We start from the raw sequence: 25,247 nt of genomic DNA on the forward strand, positions 1-25,247 counted from the left end.
CGGATCAGGGGCGCCAGATCCAGTTCTGGCGTTCGTAGCGGATCTCGAAGCCGGTGCGGAGCATGTTGTTCAGGGAGGCGTTGGCGCCTTCCACCTCCGGCTTGCCTGTCTCGGCGCTCAGCCATTTCGCGCCGACCGCGGCAGCCTGCCGAGCGCGGGCCGCGAGCAGCGCCGACTGCGCGCCCCTGCCCCGGTGACCCGGCAACGTCGAGGCACCCGGGAACTCCGCGACCTGACCGGTGATCAGCAAGGATGCGGCGGCCACCAGCTCGTCGCCGTCCCAGGCCCCGTACGCCGTCCAGCCGGTCCGCCCGACCACTCCGGCCGCCATCTCAGCGATACCTTCCTCGGGCATCCCGAAGCCGCGCGCCAGCACCGACGCCCACTGCTCGGCTTCGGCGGTACCGACCTCGGCGATCCGCAGCTCCGTCTCGGGCGACTGCACCAGACCCGCCAGCCGGGCGACCTTCACCCAGGTGCCACCCTCGGTCAGGCCCTCCTTCTCGCGGATGGAGTCCCAGTCCGGTGGCAGCACCGCGGGCGCGAACTGCAGAGTCGCGAAAAGTGCCCCCTGCTCGCGGTAGAAACCAGTGATCTCCGCGACGAGGTCAGCCGTGACAGGGCTCTCGAAGCCGAAACCGAGCGCCTTGCTCCAGTACTTCGTCACGTCGTTGCGCGCCGACAACACCACTCCACCGCCAAGCCGCTTCGACGCGAGCCCCAGCATCTCGACCGCCGAGGGAGGCGCCGCGTTCTCGTACCCCCAAACCGCCTCAGCCTCAGCAAGCTCAAGCAGTTCAGCGATCCGGTCCCACGACATCGAACATCCTCCAAAACAGGGGTGAACTACATCCTCGACTCTAGGCCGCCAGTGTGAACAAACAAGTGAACTCCACCCACCCGAAAGACCGCCGACTGATACAGCACTGCTCTGGCTGAGGTCATGAACGACGGGGTCGCACGACGCCACGCGATGCTGCTCAAATCCACCTGACCACTCAACAGCACTTGTTCTCCGTGGCACTTATGAAGCAGACCCAACGGACCAGGTGTTAACCCTTCCAGGTCCAGACTGGGCGGTCGTAGGCGATTTCGAAGCCGGCTCGGCGGACGTTGTTCAGGGACGGGTTGTCCTCGCCGCGTGCGGGTTTCACGACCTCGACTGCGAGTGTTGTGCAGCCGGCGGCGAGGGCGTCCTGCACGCGGCGGGCGAGCAGGGCGGACTGCGCGCCGCGCCCGCGGTACTCCGGCAGGGTTGCAGCGCTGACGAACTCTCCCAGCTCACCGTCGACGTACAAGGCGCCAGTGGCGACCAGTTTGTCGCCGTCCCAGGCGGCGTAGCCGGTGAGACCCGGAAGCTCGTTGACCGAGGCAAGCATCTCGACCATCCGGCCGTCCGGGTCCGGCATCTGGAACGCCTCGACCTGGACCGCCGCCCAGGCTTCCCCGTCCTCCGGCCCGATCGGGCCGACCCGCAGGGTGGTCTCGACCTGCTGCACCGGCCGCGCGTCGCGCACCAGTTTGCGCACCGTCGGCTGTCCCTCCACCAGGCCCTGCACCTCGCAGATCTCGGCCCAGTTCGCCGGCAGCACCTCCGGGGCAAGATGGACGTTCGCCACCGGCGTGCCGGCGGCCCGGTAGAAGTCCAGCACCTCACCGATCAGGTCCTTGGTCACCGGCTCGGTGAACCCGAATCCCTGCGCCTTCGACCAGAACCCGGACGGATCGTTCACCATCGACACCGCGATGCCGCCGCCGATCCGCTCGGCGGTGATCCCCATCCGATCCCGGACCCGCCCGTTCAACCCCGACAACCGGAAGATCAGCTCGGCCTCGAGACGCTCCACCCGCTCAGCCATCGTCATACTCGCCAGAATACTAGTGGTTGAAAGTACAACAACCCAGCGGAGGCCCCGCTCAAAAGACGCTCGCCTGGTGCACAAGGTGGGGACCTCGGACACCAAGTCGCGACCTCGAACACCAAGTCGGGACCTCGAACATCAAGTCGGGACCTCGGACACGAAATATCCTGTCCCAGGTCCCCACAAGGTGTCCGCGGTCCCCACCACCCGCACCGCCACCGGCCGTCACACCCCCGACAAGGTGTCCGCGGTCCCCACCACCCGCACCGCCGCCGGCCGTCACACCCCCCAGAAGGTGTCCGCGGTCCCCACCACCGCACCCCGTCGGCCCCCAGACCGGCGATCGGCTTCCCGATGACGGGCTGTTCGGCCGCTGGCGCCTTACAAGCCGCCAGCCAGCGAACACCCCGCCAGCCGACCCCGAAACGAGCCACACGCCGCCGACCAACCCCGCCCAACCGGCCAACCGGCCACAAACCTGCCAGCGGTCGAACAAACCGCCAGCGCAAACCCTCGAATCGCCGCAACCACCACTCCTCGGGGGCGAAAACCCACCCCCCGGGAGCCCTGGCGTACCGACGGACAGGAAGTAGTCGCCGCACACCCCACCCCGACGGGCCGCCCACGCCTGGAACCTCCGCGACCACCCCAGCAATACCTGTCGGTCGGTACACCCCACCCCGAAACACCACCCCGGACCGGCTCACACCTCCGTCGCCCGGCACACCCCACCCCGAAAACACCACCCCAACCCGGCTCACACCTCTGCGCGGGATCCGCGTAGCTGCGTCCTTCCCTGGTCGGGATGGGGTGGGTCAAGAGTCGAAACTTGTTTCGATCCCGAAGGGACGCCAAAGGCGCTCTTGACGCACCCCAGCACGACTAGCACCATCACGCAGCGGAGACCGCGAACCACCCACACCCACACCCAGACCCCTACCCGGCGGAACCACCCCACACCCCGGCAGAACCACCCGCACCCATGCCCCGGCAGGACCACCCGCACCCATGCCCCGGCAGGACCACCCGCACGCATGCCAGCCCGAGCACCCACCCTCATGCCGAGCCGAGCCACCCGCCCACTGTCCCCAGCGCAACACCGGCACATGCACCACCGAGCACGGGTCGAGCCGGCGGCAGGTTGCCTCGGGCGCTAGGTAGTTGGCGGCCGGATGGGGTGCTCGGCTCAGCGGTTGCTCTGAACATGCTCGCCTGCCTGCGGCGGCCGGACACCTCGCCGCGCGAGACGGCGGCACCGCGCGAGACGGCGGCGCCGTGCTCAGGTGGGCGAGACGATGTCCGGGGCGCCCAGGCGGACCTTGTCGGCCGACTCGTCGTCGGGTTGTTCCTGGGAGTCGCGTTCGGACTGGACGCGCTGCTTGTAGAAGGAGACCTCGCGCTCGATCGTCGCCTCGTCCCAGCCGAGCACCGGTGCCAGCAGGCGTGCCGCCGCCTCCGCCGCCTCGACCCCGCGGTCCCAGGCCTCGATCGAGATCCGGGTACGCCGGGCCAGTACGTCGTCCAGGTGCCGGGCGCCCTCGTTGGTGGCGCCGTACACGATCTCCGCCTTGAGGTAGTCCTGCGTGCCGGGCAGCTGCTCCCCCAGCGACGGGTCCGCGGCGACCAGATCGAGCACCTCGTCGATCAGAGCGCCGTACCGGTTGAGCAGGTGCTCGATCCGGGCGACGTGCAGCCCGGAGCGCTGCGCGATCAGGTGCCGCTGGTTCCACATCGCGTGGTACCCGTCGGCGCCGACCAGCGGTGTGTTCTTGGTGACCGACTTGGGTACCCGTCCGTCGAGCGCGTTCGCGGCCGCGTCGATCGCGTCCTTGGCCATCACCCGGTACGTCGTGTACTTGCCGCCGGCAACAACCACCAGACCGGGGGCCGCGTGGGCGACGACGTGCTCGCGGGACAGCTTCGACGTGCTCTCGGACTCCCCCGCCAGCAGCGGCCGGAGCCCGGCGTACACGCCCTCCACGTCCTCGCGGGTCAGCGGTGTGGTGAGCACGGCGTTCACGTGGTCGAGCAGATACTCGATGTCCTTGCTGGTCGCGGCCGGGTGCGCCTTGTCCAGGTTCCAGTCGGTGTCGGTGGTGCCGATCAGCCAGTGCCGGCCCCACGGGATGATGAAGAGCACGGACTTCTCGGTCCGCAGGATCATCCCGGTGCTGGACTGGATCCGGTCCTTCGGCACGACCAGGTGGACGCCCTTGCTGGCGCGCACGTGGTACTGCCCTCGCTCGCCGACCATCCCCTGGGTGTCGTCGGTCCAGACCCCGGTCGCATTGACGACCTGCTTGGCCCGTACTTCGAACTCGCGTCCGCTCTCCAGGTCCTTCGCCTGCACGCCGGTGACCCGCTCACCCTGGCGCAAGAATCCCGTCACCTTGACCCGGTTCGCGACGTGCGCCCCGTACGACGCCGCCGTACGGGCGAGTTCCATCGTGTGGCGGGCGTCGTCGACCTGGGCGTCGTAGTACTGCAGTGCTCCGACCAGGGCGGACTTCTTGAGGCTCGGGACCAGCCGCATCGCTCCGCGGCGGGTCAGGTGCTTGTGGATGGGCATGCCGCCACCGTGGCCCGAGCTGAACGCCATCGCGTCGTACAGCGCTACGCCGGCGCCGGCGTAGAACCGCTCCCACCACCGGTGCTGCAGGGGGTACAGGAACGGCACCGGCTTCACCAGATGCGGCGCCAGGCGCTGCAGGAGCAGACCGCGCTCCTGCAGCGCCTCGTGTACCAGCCGGAAGTCCAGCATCTCCAGGTAGCGCAGGCCACCGTGCATCAACTTGCTCGACCGGCTGGAGGTGCCGCTCGCGAAGTCGCGCGCCTCCAGCAGCCCGGTGGTCAGGCCCCGAGTTGCGGCGTCGAGTGCCGACCCGCTGCCGACCACCCCGCCACCGATCACCAGGACGTCGAGCTCCCGGCCGTCCGCCATCGCCTCGATGGCCTCGGTCCTCGCCTGCGGTGACAGTGCCACTGCGCCCACTGTGCTGTTCCTTCCCTCGTCTTACTTCTTGTTGCCTGTTGTTACTCTGTGTTATCGCTTCGCCTGGGCGGCGTCAGTCGACGTCCACCCAGTCGAGCGTGCGCTGGACGGCCTTCTCCCAGCCCTTGTACCCAGCGGCACGCTGGTCGTCGTTCCACTGCGGGCTCCAGCGCTTGTCCTCGTTCCAGTTCTGGACCAGCTCGTCGGTGTTGTTCCAGAAGCCCACCGCCAGGCCGGCCGCGTACGCCGCGCCGAGCGCGGTGGTCTCCGCGACGACCGGCTTGCTCACCGGGACGCCGAGGATGTCGGCCTGCATCTGCATGCAGAGCTCGTTCGCCGTGACCCCGCCGTCGACCTTGAGGACCTCGAGCTTCACACCCGAGTCCTTCTCCATCGCGTCGGCGACGTCCTTGCTCTGGTAGCAGATCGCTTCCAGTGTTGCGCGCGCCAGGTGAGCGTTCGTGTTGAACCGCGACAACCCGACGATGGCCCCGCGAGCGTCGGACCGCCAGTACGGCGCGAACAACCCGGAGAACGCCGGCACGAAGTACACGCCGCCGTTGTCCGGGACCTGCCGGGCCAGGGTCTCGGTCTCACTCGCGCCCGAGATGATGCCGAGCTGGTCCCGCAGCCACTGGACGGCGGACCCGGTGACGGCGATCGATCCCTCCAGCGCGTAGACGGGGGCGTCGTCACCGAACTTGTAGCACATCGTGGAGAGCAGGCCGGCCTTCGAACGGACCAGCTCGGTCCCGGTGTTCAGCAGCATGAAGTTGCCGGTGCCGTAGGTGTTCTTGGCCTCGCCCGGGTTGAAACAGACCTGGCCGACGGTGGCCGCCTGCTGGTCCCCGAGGTCACCCGTCAGCGGTACGACACCGCCGAACGGGCCGCTCGCCAGCGTCTCGCCATACTTGTTCGGGTCGGACGACGGCCGGATCTCCGGCAGCATCTGGCGGGGGATGTTGAAGAACGAGATCAGCTCGTCGTCCCAGTCGAGCGTCTCCAGGTTCATCAGCATCGTGCGACTGGCGTTGGTGACGTCGGTGATGTGGACACCGCCGTCGGTCCCGCCGGTGAGGTTCCACAGCACCCAGGTGTCGGTGTTGCCGAAGACGGCGTCACCGGCCTCGGCGGCCGCACGGACCCCGTCAACGTTCTCCAGGATCCACTGGACCTTGCCGGCCGAGAAGTACGTCGCCGGCGGCAGACCGGCCTTCTGCCGGATCACGTCGCCCTTGCCCTCGCGCTCCAGCGCCGAGGCGATCCGGTCGGTCCGGGTGTCCTGCCAGACGATCGCGTTGTAGTACGGCCGCCCGGTCTTCCGGTTCCACACCACGGCCGTCTCGCGCTGGTTGGTGATGCCGAGCGCCGCCAGGTCGCTCGGCTGCAGGTTGTTCGCGTTCATCGCGGTCCGGATGACCGAACTGGTGCGTTCCCAGATCTCCACCGGGTTGTGCTCGACCCAGCCGGCCTGCGGCAGGATCTGCTCGTGCTCCAGCTGGTGGATGCCCACCTCGTTGCCGGAGTGGTCGAAGATCATGAAGCGGGTGCTCGTGGTGCCCTGGTCGACGGCACCGACGAAGTCAGCCATGGATAGTCCTCTCCTCACACTGCGCTGTGATCCGTTGGATCATGCTGTCGTCTCCTCCTCGGGGACCCGGCCCGGCTCCTCGTCCACGTCGCTGACCGGCAGGTTCCGGCCGACCAGCAGGTCGTAGAGGAACGCGCCGATGAGCGCCCCGATGATCGGTCCCACGATCGGGACCCAGAAATAGGGATCCCCGAACTGGTCGTTGAAAGCGTCTCCCCCGTATCCGGTCAGTGCGGACGCGAGCCGCGGGCCGAAGTCACGTGCCGGGTTGATCGCGTAGCCCGCCAGCGTGCCCCAGGCCATCCCGATACCGACGACGAGCAGACCGATCATGAACGGGCCGAGGTTCGCTGCGGGCGCGGTGTTGCGCAGGTCGACGATGGCCAGGATGACCAACATGAGGATCGCGGTACCGATGATCTGGTCGAGGAAACCGCCCCACATGCCGACCCCGAGTTCCACGCTGCCGTTGCCCGGCAGGGTGGAGAACACGCCCTGACTCTTGATGGTCAGGCCGGGGTCGAACTTCTGCAGGACCTCGGAGTAGTTCCAGCGGACCACCATCGCCGCCGCGAACGCGCCGAGGAACTGTGCACCGATGTACGGCAGCACCTTCCGCCAGGCGAACCCGCGGAAGGCCGCCAGGGCGATCGTCACCGCGGGATTGATGTGCGCGCCGCTGACCCGGGCCGACACGTACACACCCATGGTTACCCCGATGCCCCAGGCCCACGCGATCGAGTCGTGATCCCCGATCCCGCCGGCCACCACTTGGGCGACCACACCGACACCGAACAGGATCAGGATGAATGTTCCGGCGAACTCGGCCGAACACTCCCCCAGAAGGGTCCTCGACTTGACTACCTCGGTCGTTGCCATGCTGACCTCCCTTCCACCCCGTGACGACCACGGAGAACTGGAATGTAGGAGTGTTAGCGAGGCGGCACAACGCTGCTCGTTCGACATTGTCGAACGCCCCGGTCGGCCCCTCCCGGCTGCGACACTCGACCGGACCAGGACTTCGTCCGGCCGGCCCAACCCTTTGTGCTCCCGATCGCGTCAGGCCGGGCAGGAGACGCCTCAGGGCGTCGTGGAGCCGAGGGGACCAGATGGCAGCTGGAGCGGGGTTCGCGGAGCGGCGTCTCGTCCGGCCAGTACGTCGTCCAGCGTCCTTTGGAGCACCCGTCGAGTGGCACCGGCCTGGCGGTCGGGCCGACGCCGAGTGATACCGGCGGGCGCGCGTTCCCCGGCAAGCAGGGGTACCTCTCCCCCGGCGCCGACTACCTGGTGGCAGGGCCGGCCGACAACTGGCCAGGCGACCCGGCCGCGGCTGCCCTGGACTTGTTCTCCGTCTCGACCGGCCAGAAGCTCGCCTTGCGCCACCCCGGCCACCCCCGACTGATCTTCAGCCAGTGGCTGGAACGACACCACCTTCACCGCCGTCGGCCTCCGCTCCGACGCCCCCGCTCGCCCTGTGGACCTCCTCACCTGCTTCACCACCACCCTGACCTGCCAGGTCACCACTCTGGCCTTCTCCACCTACACCTTCGACCGGACCCCACCACGCACCACCCCGTTCGCCCTCCCCCTCGGCACCGAGATCATCCAGGCCTTCGGATAGCACCAACGTCCGCAGAACCTCACCGGTTCTGCGGACGTTGTGAGTGGTGCAGAGCTCAGCCGGCAGTGCCTGTCTTGGGGGCTTCGCCGCCTGGCTGGTTCTCCGGGAAGTGGCACGCGGTCTGGTGGCCGGGTGCCAGCTGGAGCAGGGGCGGTTCGACCGTCTTGCAGATGTCCTGGGCCTTCCAGCAGCGGGTGTGGAACCGGCAGGCCGGGGGCGGGTTGATCGGGCTGGGGACGTCGCCCTGCAGGCGGATGCGCTCCTGCCTGGCCCTGCGCTTGGTGTCCGGGATCGGTACCGCGGACAGCAGCGCGAGCGTGTACGGGTGCATCGGTGTCTCGTAGAGGTCGACCCGGTCGGCGATCTCCACGATCTTGCCCAGGTACATCACCGCGACCCGGTCCGACACGTGCCGGACCACCGACAGGTCGTGCGCGATCATCACGTAGGTCAGGTCGAACTCTTCCTGCAGGTCCTCCAGCAGGTTGACCACCTGGGCCTGGATCGACACGTCGAGCGCGGAGACCGGCTCGTCGGCGACGATCAACTTCGGCCGCAGGGCGAGCGTGCGGGCGATCCCGATCCGCTGCCGCTGGCCGCCGGAGAACTCGTGCGGGTAGCGGTTGTAGTGCTCCGGGCTGAGGCCGACCAGCTCGAGCAGCTCCTGGACGGCCTTCTTGGTGCCGCCCTCGGTCTTCACGTGCTGCAGCTTGTACGGCGCGCCGACGATCTTGCCGACGGTGTGGCGCGGGTTCAGCGAGCCGTACGGGTCCTGGAAGATCATCTGGACGTCTTTGCGCAGCGGCCGGATCCTGCCCTCGGACATGTGGGTGATGTCCCGGCCCTCGAAGACGATCTTGCCCGCGGTCGGCTCGAGCAGCCGGGTCAGCAGCCGCCCGGTCGTGGTCTTGCCGCAACCGGACTCGCCCACCAGCGAGAACGTCTCGCCCTTGGTGACGGTGAAGTCCAGGCCGTCCACTGCCTGCACAGCGCCGGTCTGGCGCTGTAGCACGCCCCTGCGGATCGGGAAGTGCTTCACCAGGCCCGTCACCGACAGCAGCTCCTCGCCGGTCGGCGACTTCGCTGCGGTCGAGTCGGTGTCAGTCGTCGTCACGGTTGCTCCGTCAGTCCCCTGTGTGCTCACAGCTTCGGCTTGATGTCGGTTTCCCAGCTCTGCTTGCGCAGCTCCGGGGTGAGGTGGCACGCCACCTGGTGTCCGTTACCGATGTCCAACAGTTCCGGCCGCTCGGTCTCGCTCAAGCCGCCGTTCAGGTGCGCGTAGTTGCAGCGCGGGTTGAAGGGGCAGCCCGGCGGCACGTTGATCAGGCTGGGCGGCGTGCCCTTGATCGGGATCAGCCGGTCGCTGCGCTCCCGGTCGATCCGCGGCATCGAGCCGAGCAGCCCCCAGGTGTAGGGGTGCTGCGGCCGGTCGAAGATGTCCTCGGCCGTGCTGTACTCGATCGCCCGGCCGGCGTACATCACCTGGATGTCGTCGGCCAGTTCGGCGACCACACCGAGGTCGTGCGTGATGATGATGACGGCCGAGTTGAACTCGCGCTGCAGGTCCCTGATCAGGTCCAGGATCTGCGCCTGCACGGTCACGTCGAGCGCGGTGGTCGGCTCGTCCGCGATCAGCAGGTCGGGGTCGCAGGACAGCGCCATCGCGATCATCGCGCGCTGCCGCATGCCGCCGGAGAACTGGTGTGGGTAGGCGTCCACCCGCTTGTCCGGCTGCGGGATGCCGACCCGGTCGAGCATCGCGATCGCGTGCTTGCGCGCGACCTGCTTGCTCACGTCGTTGTGCACCCGATAGGCCTCGATGATCTGGTGGCCGACCGTGTAGAAGGGGTGCATCGCCGACAGCGGGTCCTGGAAGATCATCGCCATCCGCTTGCCGCGGAGCTTGCGGACCTCCTCGCGGCTGGCCGAGATGAGGTCCTGCCCGTCGAGGAACACCTCGCCGCTGATCCTCGCCGTACCGGCCTTGTGCAGGCCCATGATCGACAGGCTGGTGACGCTCTTGCCGGAGCCGGACTCGCCCACGATGCCGAGCGTCTTGCCGCGCTCTAGCCGGAACGAGATCCCGTCGACCGACTTCACCACACCGTCGTCAGTCGGGAAATGCACCTTGAGGTCGCGGACGTCGAGGAAGGCCTCGCCGCGCTCGATCCGCTGCACGGTGTTTTGAGGGGTCACGAGGTCTTGAGGTTCGGTCACGAGATTCGCACCCTCGGGTCGACTACGGCGTACAGGAGATCGACGACCAGGTTGGCCACCACGATGAAGAAGGCGGCGACCAGGGTCACGCCGAGCACCTTGGGCAGGTCGTTGGCCCGCAGCGCGATGACGGCGTACTGCCCGATGCCGGGCAGTGAGAAGGTCGTCTCGGTCAGGATCGCACCGCCGAGCAGCAGGCCGAGGTCAAGACCGAAGATGGTCAGGATCGGCGTCAGCGCGGAGCGCAGGCCGTGCTCCGTGACCACGGTCCGCTCGGTCAGGCCCTTGGCCCGCGCGGTCCGGACGAAGTCCTCGTTCATGGTCTCGAGCATGCCTGCCCGGGTGAGCCGGGCATATGCCGCGGCGTACAGGAAGGCGAGCGTGATCCAGGGAAGGAGCAGGTCGTACGCCCACTCCCACGGGCTGGACGCGTCCATCGGGTTGGTACCGCCCTGGGCGGTCCAGCCGAGGCCGTAACTGAAGATCGACAGTGACAGCAGACCGGTGAAGAAGATCGGCAGCGAGACACCGGCCAACGCGACCGACATCAGCGACCGGTCCAGGAACGACCCACGTTTCAGCGCGGACACCACACCGGTGCCGACTCCGGCCAGCAGCCAGATCACGGCGGCCCCGAGGGCCAGCGAGGCAGTGACAGGTATTCGGTCGACCAGGTCCGGCCAGACCGGTTGCTGGGTCAGGAACGAGTAGCCGAAGCACGGTGCCGGGCAGTGCTCCGTCGCCGGGCCGTAGTTGTACTCCTGACCGACGAACAGGCCCTTCACGAAGCGGCCGTACTGCACGTAGAGAGGGTCGGTGAAGCCGAGCCTGACTGCGGTCTCGTGGATCTGCTCCACGCCCGCACTCTTGCCGACGTAGCGCGAGGCCAGGTCGTCGGCGGTCGCGCCGCCGAGCTTGGGGACCATGAAGAAGATCGAGAACGTGACAGCCGTGACGATGAAGAGCAGGACTACTGCTCCGATCACCCGGCGGACCAGATATGCGAACACCGTGCTCGGCGTGGTGGCCGGTGATCACGTTTGATCACCGGCCACCGTCAGCCTTCACCTACCTCTGCTGCGAATGATGGTCAGAGCAGCCCGCTACTACTTCTGGGCCACACCGATGCTGGCGTAGTCGTACATGTTCTGGCTGTCGCTCACGAACACGTTCGACAAGGTGGTCGGCCGGTACAGCAGGCCCTTGGCCCAGATGCCCGGCAGTACCGCGGCCTGCTCCATGACCTTCTTGTCGACGTCGACCCAGAGCTTCTCGCGGGCCGCCTTGTCAGTCTCCTTCAGCGCCTGGTCGATCAACGTGTCGACCTCGGGGATCCGAACGCCGAGGTTGGTGTTACCACCGGTGGCGCGGATGACCCGGCTGTCGACGATCTGGCTCAGGAAACCGAAGCCGTCCGGCCAGTCAGCACCCCAGCTGTAGACGATCAGGCCGAGGCTGTTGGCCTTCGCGTAGTCCGGCTTGCCGGCGTACAGCTTGGTGTAGTCACCGGTCGGGAAACCCTTCGGGGTCAGGTTGATGCCGACCCGCTTCAGCGACTGCTGCAGCGACTCCGCGACCGCCTTCTCCTTGGGTCGGTCCGCCCGGTACGCGATGTTGGTGCTGAAGCCGGTCGGCATGCCGCACGCCGTCAGCGCCTCCTTCGCCTTGTCCACGTTGCCGTTCTTGTCGGCCTCGAAGCCGTAGTCGTCGAACTTCACCGCGCCGGTCACCAGCGGCGGCATCAGGTTCGTGGCGATGTCGCCACCGACCGGACCGCCGTACGCGCGCTGGTACCCCTCGTGGTCGGCCGCGTACAGGATCGCCTTGCGGCAGTCGATGTTGTCCAGCGGCTTGACCTCGCCGTTGAACACGGTGAAGTTCAGCCGCGGTGCCGGGACGTTGTCGGCGTTCGCCTTCAGCTGCGGGTTCCCCAGGATCTTCGCCTGGGTCTCCGCCAGCACACCGGTACCGGCGATGTCGACGTCGAGGTCACCGGCCTGCAGGCGGTTGTCGATGTCGGCACCGTTCACGTTGTAGGCGACCGTGATCTTGTCCGGCAGCGCCTTGCGGCCCGAGTTCGGGTCGGAGGCCGGGTCGTACTGGTCGTTGCGGATCAGCGTCAGGCCCTTGTTCGGGTCGTGGCTCTCGAACTTGTAAGGACCGGTCGCGATCGGGTGCAGCTGGTACTTCGACCCGGTGTCCTTGGCCTGCGGGACCGGTGCGGTAGCCGGCAGCTGGGCGAAGTAGTCGAAGCCGGAGAACGACTTGTTCAGGTGGAAGACGATGGTCTGGTCGTCCGGGGTCTCGATCGCCTTGGCGACACCAGCCAGCGACTTGTCCTTGTAGACGCTGTAGCCCTTGGGCACGTCCAGCAGGAAGTCGTTGAAGTACGTCGGGCCGTTCGGCAGCGTCGCCTTGTCCAGCGACCGGGCAACGGCGTACTTGACGTCCTTCGAGGTGACCTCGGTGCCGTCCTCGTACTTGACGCCCTTGCGGATCTTGTAGGTCCACGTCTTGGCGTCGTCACTCGGCACACCGGCGGCCTCGGCGAGGTCCGGAACGACCTCCGCGCCCTGCTTGCCTGGAGCCGACTTGAAGACCATCAGCGGCCGGACGTAGTTGCGCACCAAGTTCCAGGACAGGCCGTAGTAGGTGTCACCGGGGTCCGTGGAGTCCCACTTCTCGGTGATGGCCATACGGAGCGTGCCACCCTTTTTGTCGCTCGGGTTGTATGTCCCGGTGACGGCCGAGTTGTACTCGGCCTTCGTCGCGTCGGTGCCGCCGCCTGACCCGCTGTCGCCGGAGTTGTCACTGCCCCCGCAAGCCGCCAGGCCCAAGGCGACGGCCGCACTGACGGCGGTGGCCGTCGTGATGCGATTCCATCTCATCTGTTGTTGCACCCCTTTTTTCGTGAGAGCCAGGCTCCCTGGTTGGAGAGAAGTCCTATCGCGACCGCGGGTCGAGGGCATCTCGCAGCCCGTCGCCGAACAGATTGAAGGCCAGCACCGTGATGAAGATGGCCAGGCCGGGCGGAACCATGTAGAGCGGCGCGACCTGGTACCAGTTCGCCGCGATGGACAGCATGTCGCCCCAGCTGGCCGTCGGCGGCCGGACACCGACGCCGAGGTACGACAGACCCGCCTCGAACAGCACGTTGGTCGGGATCAGCAGCGTGGCGTACACGAGGATCGGGGCGATCAGGTTCGGCAGCAGCTCGGTGAACAGGATGTACGGACGCCGCGCGCCGAGGCTGCGGGCCGCGTCGACGAACTCCCGCTCCCGCAGCGACAGCGTCTGGCCGCGGATGATCCGGCCGATGTAGGGCCAGCTGAAGAAACCGATGATGAACACGATCAGCGCCACCCGCAGGGAGTCGCCCTTCAGCCCGAGCAGCTGGTCCGGCACGGCGCCGACCAGCGCCAGCGCGAACAGCACCAGCGGGAAGGCCAGGAAGATGTCCATCAGCCGGCTGATCACGCTGTCGACCCAGCCGCCGAAGTAGCCGGCCACGACCCCCGCCACCGTGCCGATGCCCACCGAGAGCATCGTCGCCAGGAAGGCGATCAGCAGCGAGATCCGGGCACCGTAGACGATCCGGGCGAAGATGTCGCGGCCGTTCACGGGCTCGATCCCGAACGGGTGGTCCGCACTGATGCCGTTCCACTTGCCGATCGGGGTCTGCAGGGACGGATCGATCAGGTCCTGGTGGAAGTCGTTCGGCGTGACGCCGATGATCTTGCAGATCAGCGGAGCGAACGTCGCCACCAGGATCAGCAGCAGGACGACAGCACCACCGGCGAGCGCGACCTTGTCCCGCTTGAGCCGGATCCACGAGATCTGCCAGAGCGACCGACCCTCGATCTTGCCGACGCCCTGGACCACGGCTTCCGGCTGTGCCGAAGCCGATCCCGGCTCGACCTCGAGTGGTGTAGTCACGCGATGGGTACCCCTGCCTCAAGTCGTCGGACCGGCGGAAACCGGTGTAGCTGCCGCCTTAACCTGCCGCCATTACTGCCCGGAGTCAAACGCGGAAAGTGCTGCGTTGCCCGATCGTGATGCGCAGGAAATCGTCCCGTATCGTGGGACAACTCGCAGTAAAGCATGCCCCTACCGGGGGTTGCGATCGTCTCGCTGTGCGTGATGGGAGAAGTCCAGGCAGTAGCAGGTCGCCGCACCCGCCTCATTACTTCCGTAAGCCTGAAAAGTAAACGAATGACAGTGGGTTCGCCGCCTCCGCCACGTTCTGCAAACCCTTGGCCGCCACCACCGGCAACTGCCCCTGCCAGGTCGGGATGACCGGCGCTTCCTGAGCGATCAGCAACTGCAGGCTTTTCAGTAACTCTTCGCGATCGAGCTGGTTCTGCTCGGCGATCTCCTGATCCAGCAGCTTGGTCGCCGCCGCGCTCCGGTACCCGTTCTGGTAGAGCCCGCCATCGCGGAGGAACGGCGCCAGGTAGTCGTCGCTGTCGGGGTAGTCGGGCAGCCAGCCGGCGTGGTACAGGTCGAAAGCCCCGGCCCGGGCCAGCTGCTGGTACCGCGGCCCCTCGACGCTGCGCAGGACCACCTTGAACAACCCCGACACCTCCAGCTGCCGCTTCAGCTCGAGCACCTCCGCCTTGGCGCCCGCGCCGTACTGCGTGGGCGTCCAGCCGAGCGTGAGCGTCACCGGCGTGGTGATGCCACCCTCGCGCAGGATCGCCGCGGCCGCGGTCTTGCTCGGCTCCTGGTACTGCGAACGGAACGCGTCCACCTGGCCGCCGAATCCCGGCGGGACCATGGAGTACAGGGGGGTGACGCGATCGCCGTACGCCTTCTTCGCGATGGCCTGGCGATCGATGAGCTGCGCCACGGCCCGTCGTACGGCGGGTTTGCGGGCGACGAGCGACTTCATGCTGAAGGCGAAGAACCGGATCTCCGCGGACGGCGCCTGGACCACCTGCACCTGGTTCGCCGTACGCAGCCGGTCCAGCGCGCCAGGCCCGAACCCGTGCACGCCGAAGTCGGCCTTGCCCTGGGTCATCGCGTTGGTCAGCGACGTCGCGTCTGAGACGAAACTCACCTCGACGCCGTCGTTCAGCGCCGCGCGCGCGCCCTTGTACTTCCTGAACTTGGCGAGCACCGCCCGCACGCCCGGCTTGTACGACGTGAGCTGGTACGGCCCGCTGCCGATCGCCTTGTCAGTCACCAGCTTCGACGCCGGGTAGGACTCCTCGTCCACGATCGAGGCGCCGGTGATGGTCAGCAGGTACGGCAACCGCGCGTCGGGCTTCTTCAGGGTGAACACCGCGGTCAGCTCGTCCGGCGTGCTCACCGAGGCGACCGACCCGAACAACGCCGCCGGACCGCCCGGGGTCTTCAGCCGCAGCATCCGGTCGAAGCTGAACTTCACGTCCGACGAGGTCAGCTCGTGCCCGTTCGGGAAGGTCAGCCCCTTCTTCAGGCTGCACGTGTACGTCGTCGGCGCGTCGTACTGGCAGTCGGCGGCGTCCGGCACCGGGGTCGGCTTGTCCGGAGTCATCGTCAGCAGGGTCTGGTAGAGGTTCGCCTGCAGGGTGCGGGACCCGACCTCGGAGGGACCGGCCGGGTCGAGCAAGGTGACGGTGTCTGCGGTGACGACCTTGAGGACCATGTCCTTCGGCGCCTCACCACCCTGGTGCGTGGTCTGGGCGGGCTTGCCGCAGGCTGCGAGAGATCCCGCCAGCACGCCGACCGCGAGCACCCAGGCGCCCCGGCGCCACAACACTGTCACCATTCCACCCTTCCCCAGAACACCCCCGCGGGTCCCAGAAAGAAGGTATCCCGTCAACGGAGCAGGTCTCGCAGCGCGTCCGGCGTGACGGTCTCGAGCGACTCGATCACTTGCCGTCGCGGCCCCGCCGGGATCTCCACCCATTGCGGCACAGCGACCACGAACGCGCCGGCCGCGGTCCCGGACGCAGTACCGCCCGGTGAGTCCTCGATCACCACGCAATCCGCCGGATCGACGTCCAGCTCGCGGGCGGCCGTCAGGTAGGGCTCGGGGTGCGGCTTGTTGTTGGTCACCTCGTCCCCGGCGACGATCACGTCGAACAGGTCCGGCGGCAGGTGCGACATCACCGCGTCGATCATCACCCGGTACGACGCCGACACCAGCGCGCAGGGGATCCCCTCGCGCTTGAGTGCCTGCAGGAGCTCCACCGCGCCGGGCCGGAAGACGACCTCCTCCTTCAGCGAGCGTTCCACCTCGCCGTACATCCGCCCGGCCAGCTCGTCGGCCTCGATCGTCCCGGCCGGGATGCGCGACATCCACACCTTCACCGCGTCACCGAGGCCGCTGCCGACCAGGGAGACGCAGTCCTCGATCGTCCAGGTCGCACCGAGCGAGGCCAGCAGGTCGATCTGCACCCGGGCCCAGATCGGTTCGGAATCCACCAGCGTGCCGTCCATGTCCCAGAGCACCGCTTGAAGGGTCATGAGGCGTTGAAGTACTTCGCTTCGGGGTGGTGAACCACCAGGGCGTCGGTGGACTGTTCCGGGTGCAACTGCAGCTCCTCAGGTAGGTGGACGCCGATCCGTTCCGGCCTCAACAACCCCACCAGTTTCGCCCGGTCCTCCAAGTCCGGGCACGCCGGGTACCCGAACGAGTACCTCGAGCCGCGGTACGCCTGATCCCGCAGCATCCCGTCCAGGTCCCCGTCCTCGCCGCCGAACCCCAGCTCGTCGCGCACCCGGGAGTGCCAGTACTCCGCGAGCGCCTCCGTCAGCTGCACGGACAACCCGTGCAGCTCGAGGTAGTCCCGATAGGCGTTCCGCGCGAACAACTCCCCCCGTCACCTCCGCCACCTTCGGCCCCATCGTGACCAGGTGGAACCCGACCACGTCGAGCTCGCCGGACTCCGTCGGCCGGAAGAAGTCCACCAGGCAGAGGAACCGATCCCGCCGCTGCTGCGAGGATGCCGTCGGTGTGCACCCGGTCCATCCACATCCGCAGCCGCGGCCGGCCCTCGCTCTCGACCAACTCGTCGTACGGCGGACCGTCGGCGCCACGGGTGGCCCGCAGACCCACTGGCCGAGGAACGTCGCCCGCTCGTCCAGGTATCCCGCGTATGGCGGTGTCACCACACTTTCCGCTGCCTGTGAAACCACCGCCGCCGGACTCCTTATGCACGTAGGCTGGCAGTCCGGCACCGGCGGCTTGGCAGCGCCGGAAGGCTACTTACAGACGACTAGGACAGGGAGTGGCGAGTGGTAGATCTCGCGAACCTGAGAGATCCGGTCGTGATCGCCGCGTTCGAGGGCTGGAACGACGCGGCCGAGGCGGCCACCGGAGCGGTCGACCACCTGATCGAGGAGTGGGACGCGGAGCTCGTCACCGCGATCGACCCCGAGGACTACTACGACTTCCAGGTGAACCGGCCGCAGGTCAACTTCGACGACGAGGGCATCCGGCGGCTCACCTGGCCGACCACCCGGGTCTTCCTGGCGCGTCCCGAGGACACCGACCGCGACGTGCTGCTGATCCGCGGCATCGAGCCGAACATGCGCTGGCGGGGTTTCTGCCGCGAGCTGCTCGAGCTGGTGGACGAGTCGAACGCCCAACTGGTCGTCGTCCTCGGCGCCCTGCTCGCCGACTCCCCGCACACCCGGCCGATCCCGGTCACCGCCTCCTCGTCCGACCCGGAGCTGACCGCGTCCTGGAGCCTGGAGCCGTCGACGTACGAGGGCCCGACCGGCATCACCGGCGTCTTCGCCGACCTGTGCAGCACCCTCGGCGTACCATCGGTCTCGATCTGGGCCGCGATCCCGCACTACATCGCCGGCACCCCCTGCCCGAAGGCCTCCCTCGCCCTGCTCGGCAAGGTCGAGGCCCTGCTCGACCTCCCGATCCCCGAAGGCGACCTCCCGGAAATGGCCCGGGCCTGGCAGCGAGGCGCCGACGAGCTCAGCGAGGAAGACCCCGAGGTCGCCGAGTACGTAGCCTCCCTCGAGGAACAACGCGACACCACCGACCTCCCCGAAGCCAGCGGCGACGCCATAGCCGCCGAATTCGAACGCTACCTCCGCCGCCGCAACACCGACCGCCCCGACTAACCCCGTACGTCGTCCGCCTGCTGTCGGGGGATCCGCCGTACTACGAGGCGAGGTGGTCCCACCGGCACCGGCTCGGGTGGTTCCAACGGCTTGGGCTGAGGTGGTCGCGTCCGGTATAGGCGGAGGTGGTTGCGTCCCCGGGCTGCGTGATGGTGCTAGTCGGGCCGGTGTGCGTCAAGAGCGCTTCGCGTCCCTTCGGGATCGAGCAAGCTCGACTCTTGACCCACACCACCCCGACCAGGGAAGGAACGCAGCTATCCCGGAGCCGCTGGGAGGTATGGCGACAAGGCCCGGGGAGCTCCCCCGCCCAAACGCTCGGGGAGTTGCTTGCCCAGACGTTCGGGGAGCTGCCTCGCCCCGGAAGGTCGGGGTGTCCCTTTGCCCGGACCCGCGGGACTCCCGAAACCGGCACTTTGTGCACCACTTGAGCAGATCCCGGCGACCGGACGCTCAACCGGTGCACAAAGTGCGGGCTCGGACACCAAGTCGCGACCTCGGACACGACCTGACCTGTCCCAGGTCCCCACACGGTGTCCGAAGTCCCCACAACCCGCACCGCCACCGCCCCGCCACCGCACCGCCACCGGCCGTCACACCCCCAGAAGGTGTCCGCGGTCCCCACCACCGCACCCCGTCGGCCCCCAGACCGGCGACCGGCCTCCCGATGACGGGCTGTTCGGCCGCTGGCGCCTTACAAGCCGCCAGCCGGCGAACACCCCGCCAGCCGACCCCGCAACGAGCCGCACGCCGCCGCCCAACCCGCCCAACCGGCCGACAAACCTGCCAGGGGTCGAACAACCCGCCAGTGGTCGACGACCTGCCAGTGGTCGAGCAACCTGTCAGCGCCAGCCCTCGAATCGCCGCAACCACCACTCCTCGGGGCGAAAACCCACCCTCGGGAACCGCTGGCGTACCGACGGACAGGAAGTAGTCGCCGCACACCCCACCCCGGCAGGCGTCCCACGCCTGGAACCTCCGCGACCACCCCAGTACTACCTGTCGGTCGGTACACCTCGCCCCGAAACACCACCCCGGACCGGCTCACACCTCCGTCGCCCGGCACACCCCACCCCGAAAACACCACCCCGCCGCGGCTCAGACCCCTCCGCGGGATCCGCGTAGCTGCGTCCTTCCCTGGTCGGGATGGGGTGGGTCAAGAGTCGAGCTTGCTCGATCCCGAAGGGACGCGAAGCGCTCTTGACGCACGCCAGCACGACTAGAACACTCACGCAGCGGAGACCGCGAACCACCCGCACCATGCCGGGACGCACCACCCGACCGCATGCCCGACGAACCACCCGCGCGGCACCACCTACCCGCCGTACCGCCGTACCGCCGTACCGCCGTACCGCCGTACCGGCGTACCGGCGTACCGGCGTACCGGCGTACCGGCGTACCGGCGTACCGGCGTACCGGCGTACCGGCGTACCGGCGAGCTGTATTAGAGCTTGATCCCCAGCAGGGCGTCCAGGGCCTCGGCCACCAGTGCCGGGGCGGTGGTGTCGTCGCCGTTTGTTTCCGACCACTGGTCGATCGCAGCCAGGGCGGCCACGGTGTCCAGGTCATTGGTCAGCGCAGCGCGGAGCGCGTCAACCGCGGCGGCCCCGTCAGGACCCGAGCCGCGGGTGATGGCGCCGCGCCAGACGTCCAGGCGCTCCTGCGCGGCCAGCAGATCCGACTCGGTCCAGAACCAGTCGGTGCGGTAGTGGTGGGCGAGCAGGGCGAGGCGGATCGCCATCGGGTCGGTGCCGGCCTGGCGTTCCTTGGAGACGAGGACCAGGTTGCCCTTCGACTTCGACATCTTCTCGCCGTCGAGGCCGACCATGGCCTGGTGGACGTAGGCGCGGGCGAAGGGGTGCTTGCCGGTCGCGCACTGTGCCTGGCTCGCGGACATCTCGTGGTGCGGGAAGATCAGGTCCGAGCCGCCGCCCTGGACGTCGATCGTCATGCCCAGGTACTTCAGCGCGATCGCCGAGCACTCGATGTGCCAGCCGGGGCGGCCGCGGCCGAGCTTGGAGTCCCAGGCCGGTTCGCCGGGGCGCTCGTGCAGCCAGAGCAGCGCGTCTAGCGGGTCGCGCTTGCCCTCGCGTTCCGGGTCGCCGCCACGCTCGGCGAACAACTCGCGCATGGTGTCCGCGTCGTAGTTGGAGACGCTGCCGAAGGCCGGGTCCGCCTTGACCGCGAAGTACAGGTCGCCGTCGACGGAGTACACGGCGCCGGCCTGCTGCAGTTCGGCAATCTGGTCGACCACGAGCGGGATCGACTCGACCACGCCGACGTACTCCTGCGGCGGGATCACCCGCAGTGCGGTCATGTCGTCGCGGAAGAGCTGGATCTCGCGGGCGGCCAGATCGGTCCACTCGACGCCGGTCGCGGTCGCGCGCTCGAGCAGCGGGTCGTCGACGTCGGTGATGTTCTGCGTGTAATGCACCTCGTAGCCGGCGTCGCGCCAGAGCCGGTTGATCAGGTCGAATGTGACGTACGTCGCAGCGTGGCCCATGTGGGTCGCGTCGTACGGCGTGATGCCGCAGACGTACATCCGCGCCGGGCCATCCGGGCCCGGCGGTACCTCGACGGGCCCCGCGGACGCCGTGTCGTAGAGGCGAAGACGCCGGGCCGGCCCGGGTACGACCGGGATTTCTGGTTTCGTCCACGCCTGCATGGGATGGAGCCTATCCAGTCAGCAATTTCGCGACACGACGGCCGTCTCAAGACTCACCGGATCCGCCTCTTCCGTCGCGCCCCGGCGACACCGGCGAACTAGAAAGCAGGCCACGGTATGGCGGGCCACTCGTCGCTCGGGAACGGGAAGGTGCCGGTCTTCAGGAGCTGGGCACACCGCTCGCGCGTCGCGGTGAGCTCGACGGTCGTGATCAGCTGGTTCAGCTCGGTGCCCAGCTTCCCGGCGAGCTCGTCCGCCAACTTCCGCACGTCCTCCAGCAGCTGGGCCGGCACCGCTGTACCGGCCCAGCCCCACAGGACCGTGCGGAGCTTGTCGTCGGCGTTGAAGGTGACCCCGTGGTCGACGCCGAACACCCGGCCGTCGCCCGGATCGAGCACGTGCCCGCCCTTGCGATCCGCATTGTTGACGATGGCATCGAACACCGCCATCCGCCGCAGGGCGTCGTTGTCGGCGTGCACCAGCGTCACCGGGTTGTGCCGGCCGTCGAGCGCGTCGAACACCCCGACCCAGCCCTTCGGCACCCGGCCCTGCGGCACGATGTCGACCAGCTCGGTCTGACCTGGCGGCAGTTCCGCCTCGTCGATCCAGAGCTGGACCATGCCCTCGCCGAGCGGCCCGTCGCGCAGCAGCGTCGGCGGTACCACGTTCCAGCCGAGCGCCTCCGACACGACGTACGCCGCGTACTCGCGCTGGGCCAGCGTGCCGTCGGGGAAGTCCCACAGCGGCCGCTCGCCCTCGACCGGCTTGTAGACCACGGTCGCGGACTGGTCGCCGGCGCTGACGGATCCCTGGAAGGTGCCGTTGGAGGCGGCGACGAGCCGTCCGTGCAGAGAGAGTTCCCCGCTGCGGAGCAGGTCGAGATCGATCATTCGCGGACGTGCCTGCGGTAGCCGTTGGCGCGCGGGCAGATGTGCCCCTCCGGGTCGATCGGGCGGCCGCAGAACGGGCAGCTCGGCCGGCCGGACGCGACCAGCGCGACGGCCCGGCGGGCGAACGCGCGGGCCTGCTCCTCGCTGATCCGGACGATGAACACCTCGGCGTCGTCGGACTCCATCGCCGCCGTGACCGGGTCGGTCTCCTCCAGCTCGGCCTGCTCGCCGGCCGCCACCACAGCGAAGACCTCGATCACCACCTTCTCGGCGTCGGCCTCCCAGGCCAGCGTCATCGTGCCGGCCCGGAACTCCTCCTCGATCGGCTGCTCGAGCGGGTCCGTGTCGTCCATCCCGACCGGCGTGGACGGCTCCCGGTCGAACCGCCGGGCCACCTCGTCCAGCATCACGTCGAGCCGCTCCGCGAGCGCCATCACCTGCTCCTTCTCACAGGCCACCGAGGTCAGCCGGGCACCCGCCCGGGCCTGCAGGAAAAAAGTCCGGGCACCGGGTTCTCCCACGGTGCCGGCGACGAACCGGTCCGGATCGTCATACGAATGCACTACGCGCGCCATGTCTGAAACCCTATTACCGTCCGCCGACGACCGCGTCGGAGGACTGTGCGCTGGACTGTACTGCGGACTTCCGGCGGCGGCCCTTCGCCGGAGTCTCGGGCTTCGGGACCAGGGAGGCCAGCTCGCTGCCGGAGTCGTTCAGGCGAACCAGGAACGGCCTGGTCGCGGTGTAGGTGATGATCGTCGTCGACGCGGTGTCGACGACGATCCGCTGGAACGTGTCGAGGTGCTGCCCGAGCGCGTCGGCCACGATCGCCTTGATCACGTCGCCGTGCGAGACGGCCACCCAGAGAGCGCCGGGCCCGTGGCTGGCAGCGAGGGCGGCGTCATGCGCGCGGACGGCGTCCACCGCACGCTGCTGCATCGCGCGCATCGACTCGCCGTTGGGGAACGTGACGGCCGACGGGTGCTGCTGGACGACCGGCCAGAGCGGGTCCTTCATCAGCCCGCTCAGTTTCTTGCCGGTCCAGTCGCCGTACCCGCACTCGGTCAACCGGCGATCAGTTGCCGGGCGCAACGCTTCGTGGTGCTTCGCGATCGCCGCCGCGGTTTGCCTGCACCGGTCGAGGGGCGAGGTGACGATCGCGGCGAGCGGCAACTGCGCGAGCCGCTCCCCCACCGCGGCGGCCTGCTGCAGGCCCACCTCGTCGAGCTTGACCCCTGGGGTCCGGCCGGCGAGGACACCGGAGGTGTTGGCACTGCTACGGCCGTGCCGGACCAGAATCACCGTGGGCATAGACCGCACGGTATCCGGTCTGCACAAGTCCCGTGCACAAGATCTCACCAGCCGACGACGGCGAGCGCAGTACAGCTCACCCCCGCTGACGGCGGCGCGAACCCCGGAGAGCGCAGTACGCGGCCGTCGGCGGGGCCCCGGTGCAATCATGGACGGGTGATCGTCGACTGCGGGGTCTACGCCGGTGGTGAGCGGCAGGACCTGCCCCGGGACCCGGAGACGGTCGCGCAGGCGATCGACGACGACGGCAGATGCTTCGGCTGGGTCGGCCTGCACGAACCGTCTGCCGAGGAGATGCACCGGGTCCAGGAACTCTTCGACCTGCACCCACTCGCCGTCGAGGACTCGCTCAAACCGCACCAGCGCCCGAAGGTCGAGCGGTTCGGCGAATCGATCGTGGTCGTGCTGCGCACCCTCTGGTACGTCGACGAGGGTGACGCGGTGGAGACCGGCCAGGTCAGCGTCTTCGTCGGCAAGCGGTACGTCGTCACCGTCCGGCACGGCGAGGGCGCTCCGCTGGCCACCGCCCGGCACGAGCTCGAGGAGCGCGCCTCGATCCTCGGGCACGGCCCCGCGGCGGTGCTCTGGGCGATCTGCGACTCGATCGTCGACGGCTACGAGACGGTCGCCGAGGCGGTCGAGGTCGACGTCGACGAGGTCGAGGCGTCGGTCTTCTCCTCCGAACGCACCAGCGACGCCGAGCGGATCTACACGTTGAAGCGCGAGGTGCTCGAGATGCTTCGCGCGATCGTCCCGCTGCGCGAGCCGATCGGGTCCTTCGCCCGCGCCGAGATCCCGCTGATCAGCGCCCAGGCCGCGCCGTTCTTCCGCGACGTCGCCGACCACGTGAACCGCGTCGCCGACCAGACCGAGGGCCTCGACGCGCTGCTCAGCTCCGCTCTGAGCGCCCATCTGGCCCGCGTCTCGGTGCAGCAGAACGACGACATGCGACGGATCTCGGCCTGGGTTGCGATCGCCGCCGTCCCGACCGCGCTGGCCGGCATCTACGGGATGAACTTCGACAACATGCCCGAGCTGCGCTGGTACTACGGCTACTTCGCCTGCCTGGCCCTGATGGCGACAGTCTGCAGCATCATGTACGCCGGCTTCCGCCGCGCCGGCTGGCTCTGACCAGCCGACGCGGCGTCCGCAGTACTGGGGAGCCGTGCAGTGCGGCTCGCAGTACTGCGGACGCGGGCGTCAGGTGGCGGTGATGGTGCTGGTGGCCAGCAGGATCAGGATCACCACGCCGAGCAGGATCCGGTAGAAGGCGAAGATCTCGATGGAGTGCTTGGCGACGAAGCGGATCAGCCACGCGACCGAGGCGTAGCCGACGACGAAGCTGACGAGCGTGCCGACCACGACCGGAGCGAGCCCGACCTCACCGCCGAGGGCGTGCGGCAGTTCGAAGACGGCCGCTCCCACCAGGGCGGGAATGCCCAGCAGGAAGGCCATCCGGGTCGCGGCGACCCGATCCAGGCCGCGGAACAGACCGCCCACCAGGGTGGCGCCCGAGCGGGAGACACCGGGGATCAGCGCGAGGCACTGGACCAGGCCCATCACGATCGCGTCGACCAGGGTGAGCTTCTCCAGCGGGCGGCTCTTGCTGCCCAACCGCTCCGCCGCGACCATGAAGAACGACCAGACGATCAGCGAGACCGCGACCCACCACATGCTGCGCAGCGGTCCCGAGATGATGTCCCTGGCCAGGAAGCCGACGATGCAGATCGGCAGCGAACCGACGATCACGAACCAGCCCATCCGGTGGTCGAACTCACCCCGGTACTCCGGATGGCGCAGGCCGCGGAACCACGCCACGGCGTACTTCCTGATCTCCTTCCACATGAACAGCACCACGGCCGCGATCGCGCCGAACTGGATCACCGCGGTGAAGGCGGTGATGGCCGGGTCGTCGATCTGTTGGCCGAGCATCTTCGACGCGATAGTGAGGTGCCCGGTGCTCGAGACGGGCAGGAATTCGGTCAGACCCTCGACGATGCCGAGGATGATGGCGTCCCAAATCGTCATGGC

21 protein-coding genes are annotated in these 25,247 nt (G+C 68.3%); 3 read left to right on the forward strand and 18 right to left on the reverse strand.

All coding sequences use genetic code 11. The features are described 5' to 3' along the window. Positions 1-4: 4 nt before the first annotated feature. From EV644_RS25830 to EV644_RS25850, 5 genes are all read right to left on the reverse strand, one after another. Positions 5-820 (reverse strand): GNAT family N-acetyltransferase, encoded by an 816-nt coding sequence (locus EV644_RS25830; RefSeq protein ID WP_132191307.1) that lies wholly within the window; start codon positions 818-820, stop codon positions 5-7. 232 nt (positions 821-1,052) lie between these two features. Next, a complete protein-coding gene (locus tag EV644_RS47560) occupies positions 1,053-1,865 on the reverse strand; it encodes a GNAT family N-acetyltransferase (RefSeq protein ID WP_132191308.1) in 813 nt (270 codons plus the stop codon). A gap of 1,276 nt (positions 1,866-3,141) precedes the next feature. After that, a complete protein-coding gene (locus tag EV644_RS25840; RefSeq protein ID WP_241998756.1) occupies positions 3,142-4,854 on the reverse strand; it encodes a glycerol-3-phosphate dehydrogenase/oxidase in 1,713 nt (570 codons plus the stop codon). A 73-nt stretch (positions 4,855-4,927) separates the two neighbouring features. Continuing rightward, on the reverse strand, positions 4,928-6,445 hold the full coding sequence (gene glpK, locus EV644_RS25845) for a glycerol kinase GlpK (protein ID WP_132191309.1): 1,518 nt from the start codon (positions 6,443-6,445) through the stop codon (positions 4,928-4,930). A 39-nt stretch (positions 6,446-6,484) separates the two neighbouring features. Further along, positions 6,485-7,324 (reverse strand): MIP/aquaporin family protein, encoded by an 840-nt coding sequence (locus EV644_RS25850; protein ID WP_132191310.1) that lies wholly within the window; start codon positions 7,322-7,324, stop codon positions 6,485-6,487. A gap of 595 nt (positions 7,325-7,919) precedes the next feature. On the opposite strand from EV644_RS25850, the gene EV644_RS44695 reads away from it, so the two are divergent. Then, entirely contained in the window at positions 7,920-8,066 is a 147-nt protein-coding gene (locus tag EV644_RS44695) for a hypothetical protein (RefSeq protein ID WP_158292925.1), read from the forward strand. Positions 8,067-8,121: 55 nt separating this feature from the next. On the opposite strand, the gene EV644_RS25855 is transcribed toward EV644_RS44695, so the two are convergent. The 8 genes from EV644_RS25855 to EV644_RS46555 all read right to left on the reverse strand — a co-directional run bounded on the left by EV644_RS25855 (position 8,122) and on the right by EV644_RS46555 (position 17,083). Beyond that, on the reverse strand, positions 8,122-9,180 hold the full coding sequence (locus EV644_RS25855) for an ABC transporter ATP-binding protein (RefSeq protein WP_132191311.1): 1,059 nt from the start codon (positions 9,178-9,180) through the stop codon (positions 8,122-8,124). A gap of 26 nt (positions 9,181-9,206) precedes the next feature. Beyond that, positions 9,207-10,235 (reverse strand): ABC transporter ATP-binding protein, encoded by a 1,029-nt coding sequence (locus EV644_RS25860; protein ID WP_132191359.1) that lies wholly within the window; start codon positions 10,233-10,235, stop codon positions 9,207-9,209. A gap of 44 nt (positions 10,236-10,279) precedes the next feature. After that, positions 10,280-11,293: an ABC transporter permease gene (locus tag EV644_RS25865; RefSeq protein WP_132191312.1), complete on the reverse strand. Its 1,014-nt coding sequence runs from the start codon at positions 11,291-11,293 to the stop codon at positions 10,280-10,282. A gap of 96 nt (positions 11,294-11,389) precedes the next feature. Then, on the reverse strand, positions 11,390-13,171 hold the full coding sequence (locus EV644_RS25870) for an ABC transporter substrate-binding protein (RefSeq protein ID WP_132191313.1): 1,782 nt from the start codon (positions 13,169-13,171) through the stop codon (positions 11,390-11,392). A gap of 55 nt (positions 13,172-13,226) precedes the next feature. Then, positions 13,227-14,219 (reverse strand): ABC transporter permease, encoded by a 993-nt coding sequence (locus tag EV644_RS25875; RefSeq protein ID WP_132191314.1) that lies wholly within the window; start codon positions 14,217-14,219, stop codon positions 13,227-13,229. A gap of 247 nt (positions 14,220-14,466) precedes the next feature. Continuing rightward, positions 14,467-16,035 (reverse strand): ABC transporter substrate-binding protein, encoded by a 1,569-nt coding sequence (locus EV644_RS25880; RefSeq protein ID WP_132191315.1) that lies wholly within the window; start codon positions 16,033-16,035, stop codon positions 14,467-14,469. A 50-nt stretch (positions 16,036-16,085) separates the two neighbouring features. Further along, positions 16,086-16,736 carry an HAD family hydrolase gene (locus EV644_RS25885; protein ID WP_132191316.1) on the reverse strand — a complete coding sequence of 217 codons (651 nt, stop codon included), beginning with the start codon at positions 16,734-16,736 and terminating at the stop codon, positions 16,086-16,088. Further along, entirely contained in the window at positions 16,733-17,083 is a 351-nt protein-coding gene (locus EV644_RS46555) for a vitamin B12 dependent-methionine synthase activation domain-containing protein (protein ID WP_241998758.1), read from the reverse strand. Before EV644_RS46555 ends, EV644_RS25885 begins: the two co-directional genes overlap by 4 nt. A gap of 424 nt (positions 17,084-17,507) precedes the next feature. Here EV644_RS46555 and EV644_RS25895 point away from each other — a divergent pair, with 424 nt between their 5' ends. Further along, positions 17,508-18,353, forward strand: coding sequence for a PAC2 family protein (locus EV644_RS25895; RefSeq protein ID WP_132191317.1), 846 nt, complete (start codon positions 17,508-17,510; stop codon positions 18,351-18,353). Between the two features lie 1,441 nt (positions 18,354-19,794). Here EV644_RS25895 and mshC read toward each other — a convergent pair. The 4 genes from mshC to EV644_RS25920 form a co-directional block, all read right to left on the reverse strand. Further along, positions 19,795-21,015, reverse strand: a complete 1,221-nt coding sequence (gene mshC / locus EV644_RS25905) for a cysteine--1-D-myo-inosityl 2-amino-2-deoxy-alpha-D-glucopyranoside ligase (protein ID WP_132191319.1) — start codon at positions 21,013-21,015, stop codon at positions 19,795-19,797. A 98-nt stretch (positions 21,016-21,113) separates the two neighbouring features. Then, entirely contained in the window at positions 21,114-21,905 is a 792-nt protein-coding gene (locus tag EV644_RS25910) for an SCO1664 family protein (protein WP_132191320.1), read from the reverse strand. Further along, positions 21,902-22,480, reverse strand: a complete 579-nt coding sequence (locus tag EV644_RS25915; protein ID WP_132191321.1) for a DUF3090 family protein — start codon at positions 22,478-22,480, stop codon at positions 21,902-21,904. Before EV644_RS25915 ends, EV644_RS25910 begins: the two co-directional genes overlap by 4 nt. Positions 22,481-22,493: 13 nt before the next feature. After that, entirely contained in the window at positions 22,494-23,216 is a 723-nt protein-coding gene (locus EV644_RS25920; protein WP_132191322.1) for a histidine phosphatase family protein, read from the reverse strand. A gap of 156 nt (positions 23,217-23,372) precedes the next feature. Between EV644_RS25920 and corA the strand changes: the two genes are divergently transcribed. Further along, the gene (corA, locus tag EV644_RS25925) at positions 23,373-24,347 is read left to right on the forward strand and encodes a magnesium/cobalt transporter CorA (protein WP_132191323.1); all 975 of its coding nucleotides are present in this window, start codon (positions 23,373-23,375) and stop codon (positions 24,345-24,347) included. A 69-nt stretch (positions 24,348-24,416) separates the two neighbouring features. Here corA and EV644_RS25930 read toward each other — a convergent pair whose 3' ends face one another. Next, complete coding sequence (locus tag EV644_RS25930) at positions 24,417-25,244, reverse strand: undecaprenyl-diphosphate phosphatase (protein ID WP_132191324.1); 828 nt, start codon at positions 25,242-25,244, stop codon at positions 24,417-24,419. Positions 25,245-25,247 lie beyond the last annotated feature (3 nt).

Source organism: Kribbella orskensis (genome assembly GCF_004342085.1).
GTDB classification, from domain to species: domain Bacteria; phylum Actinomycetota; class Actinomycetes; order Propionibacteriales; family Kribbellaceae; genus Kribbella; species Kribbella orskensis.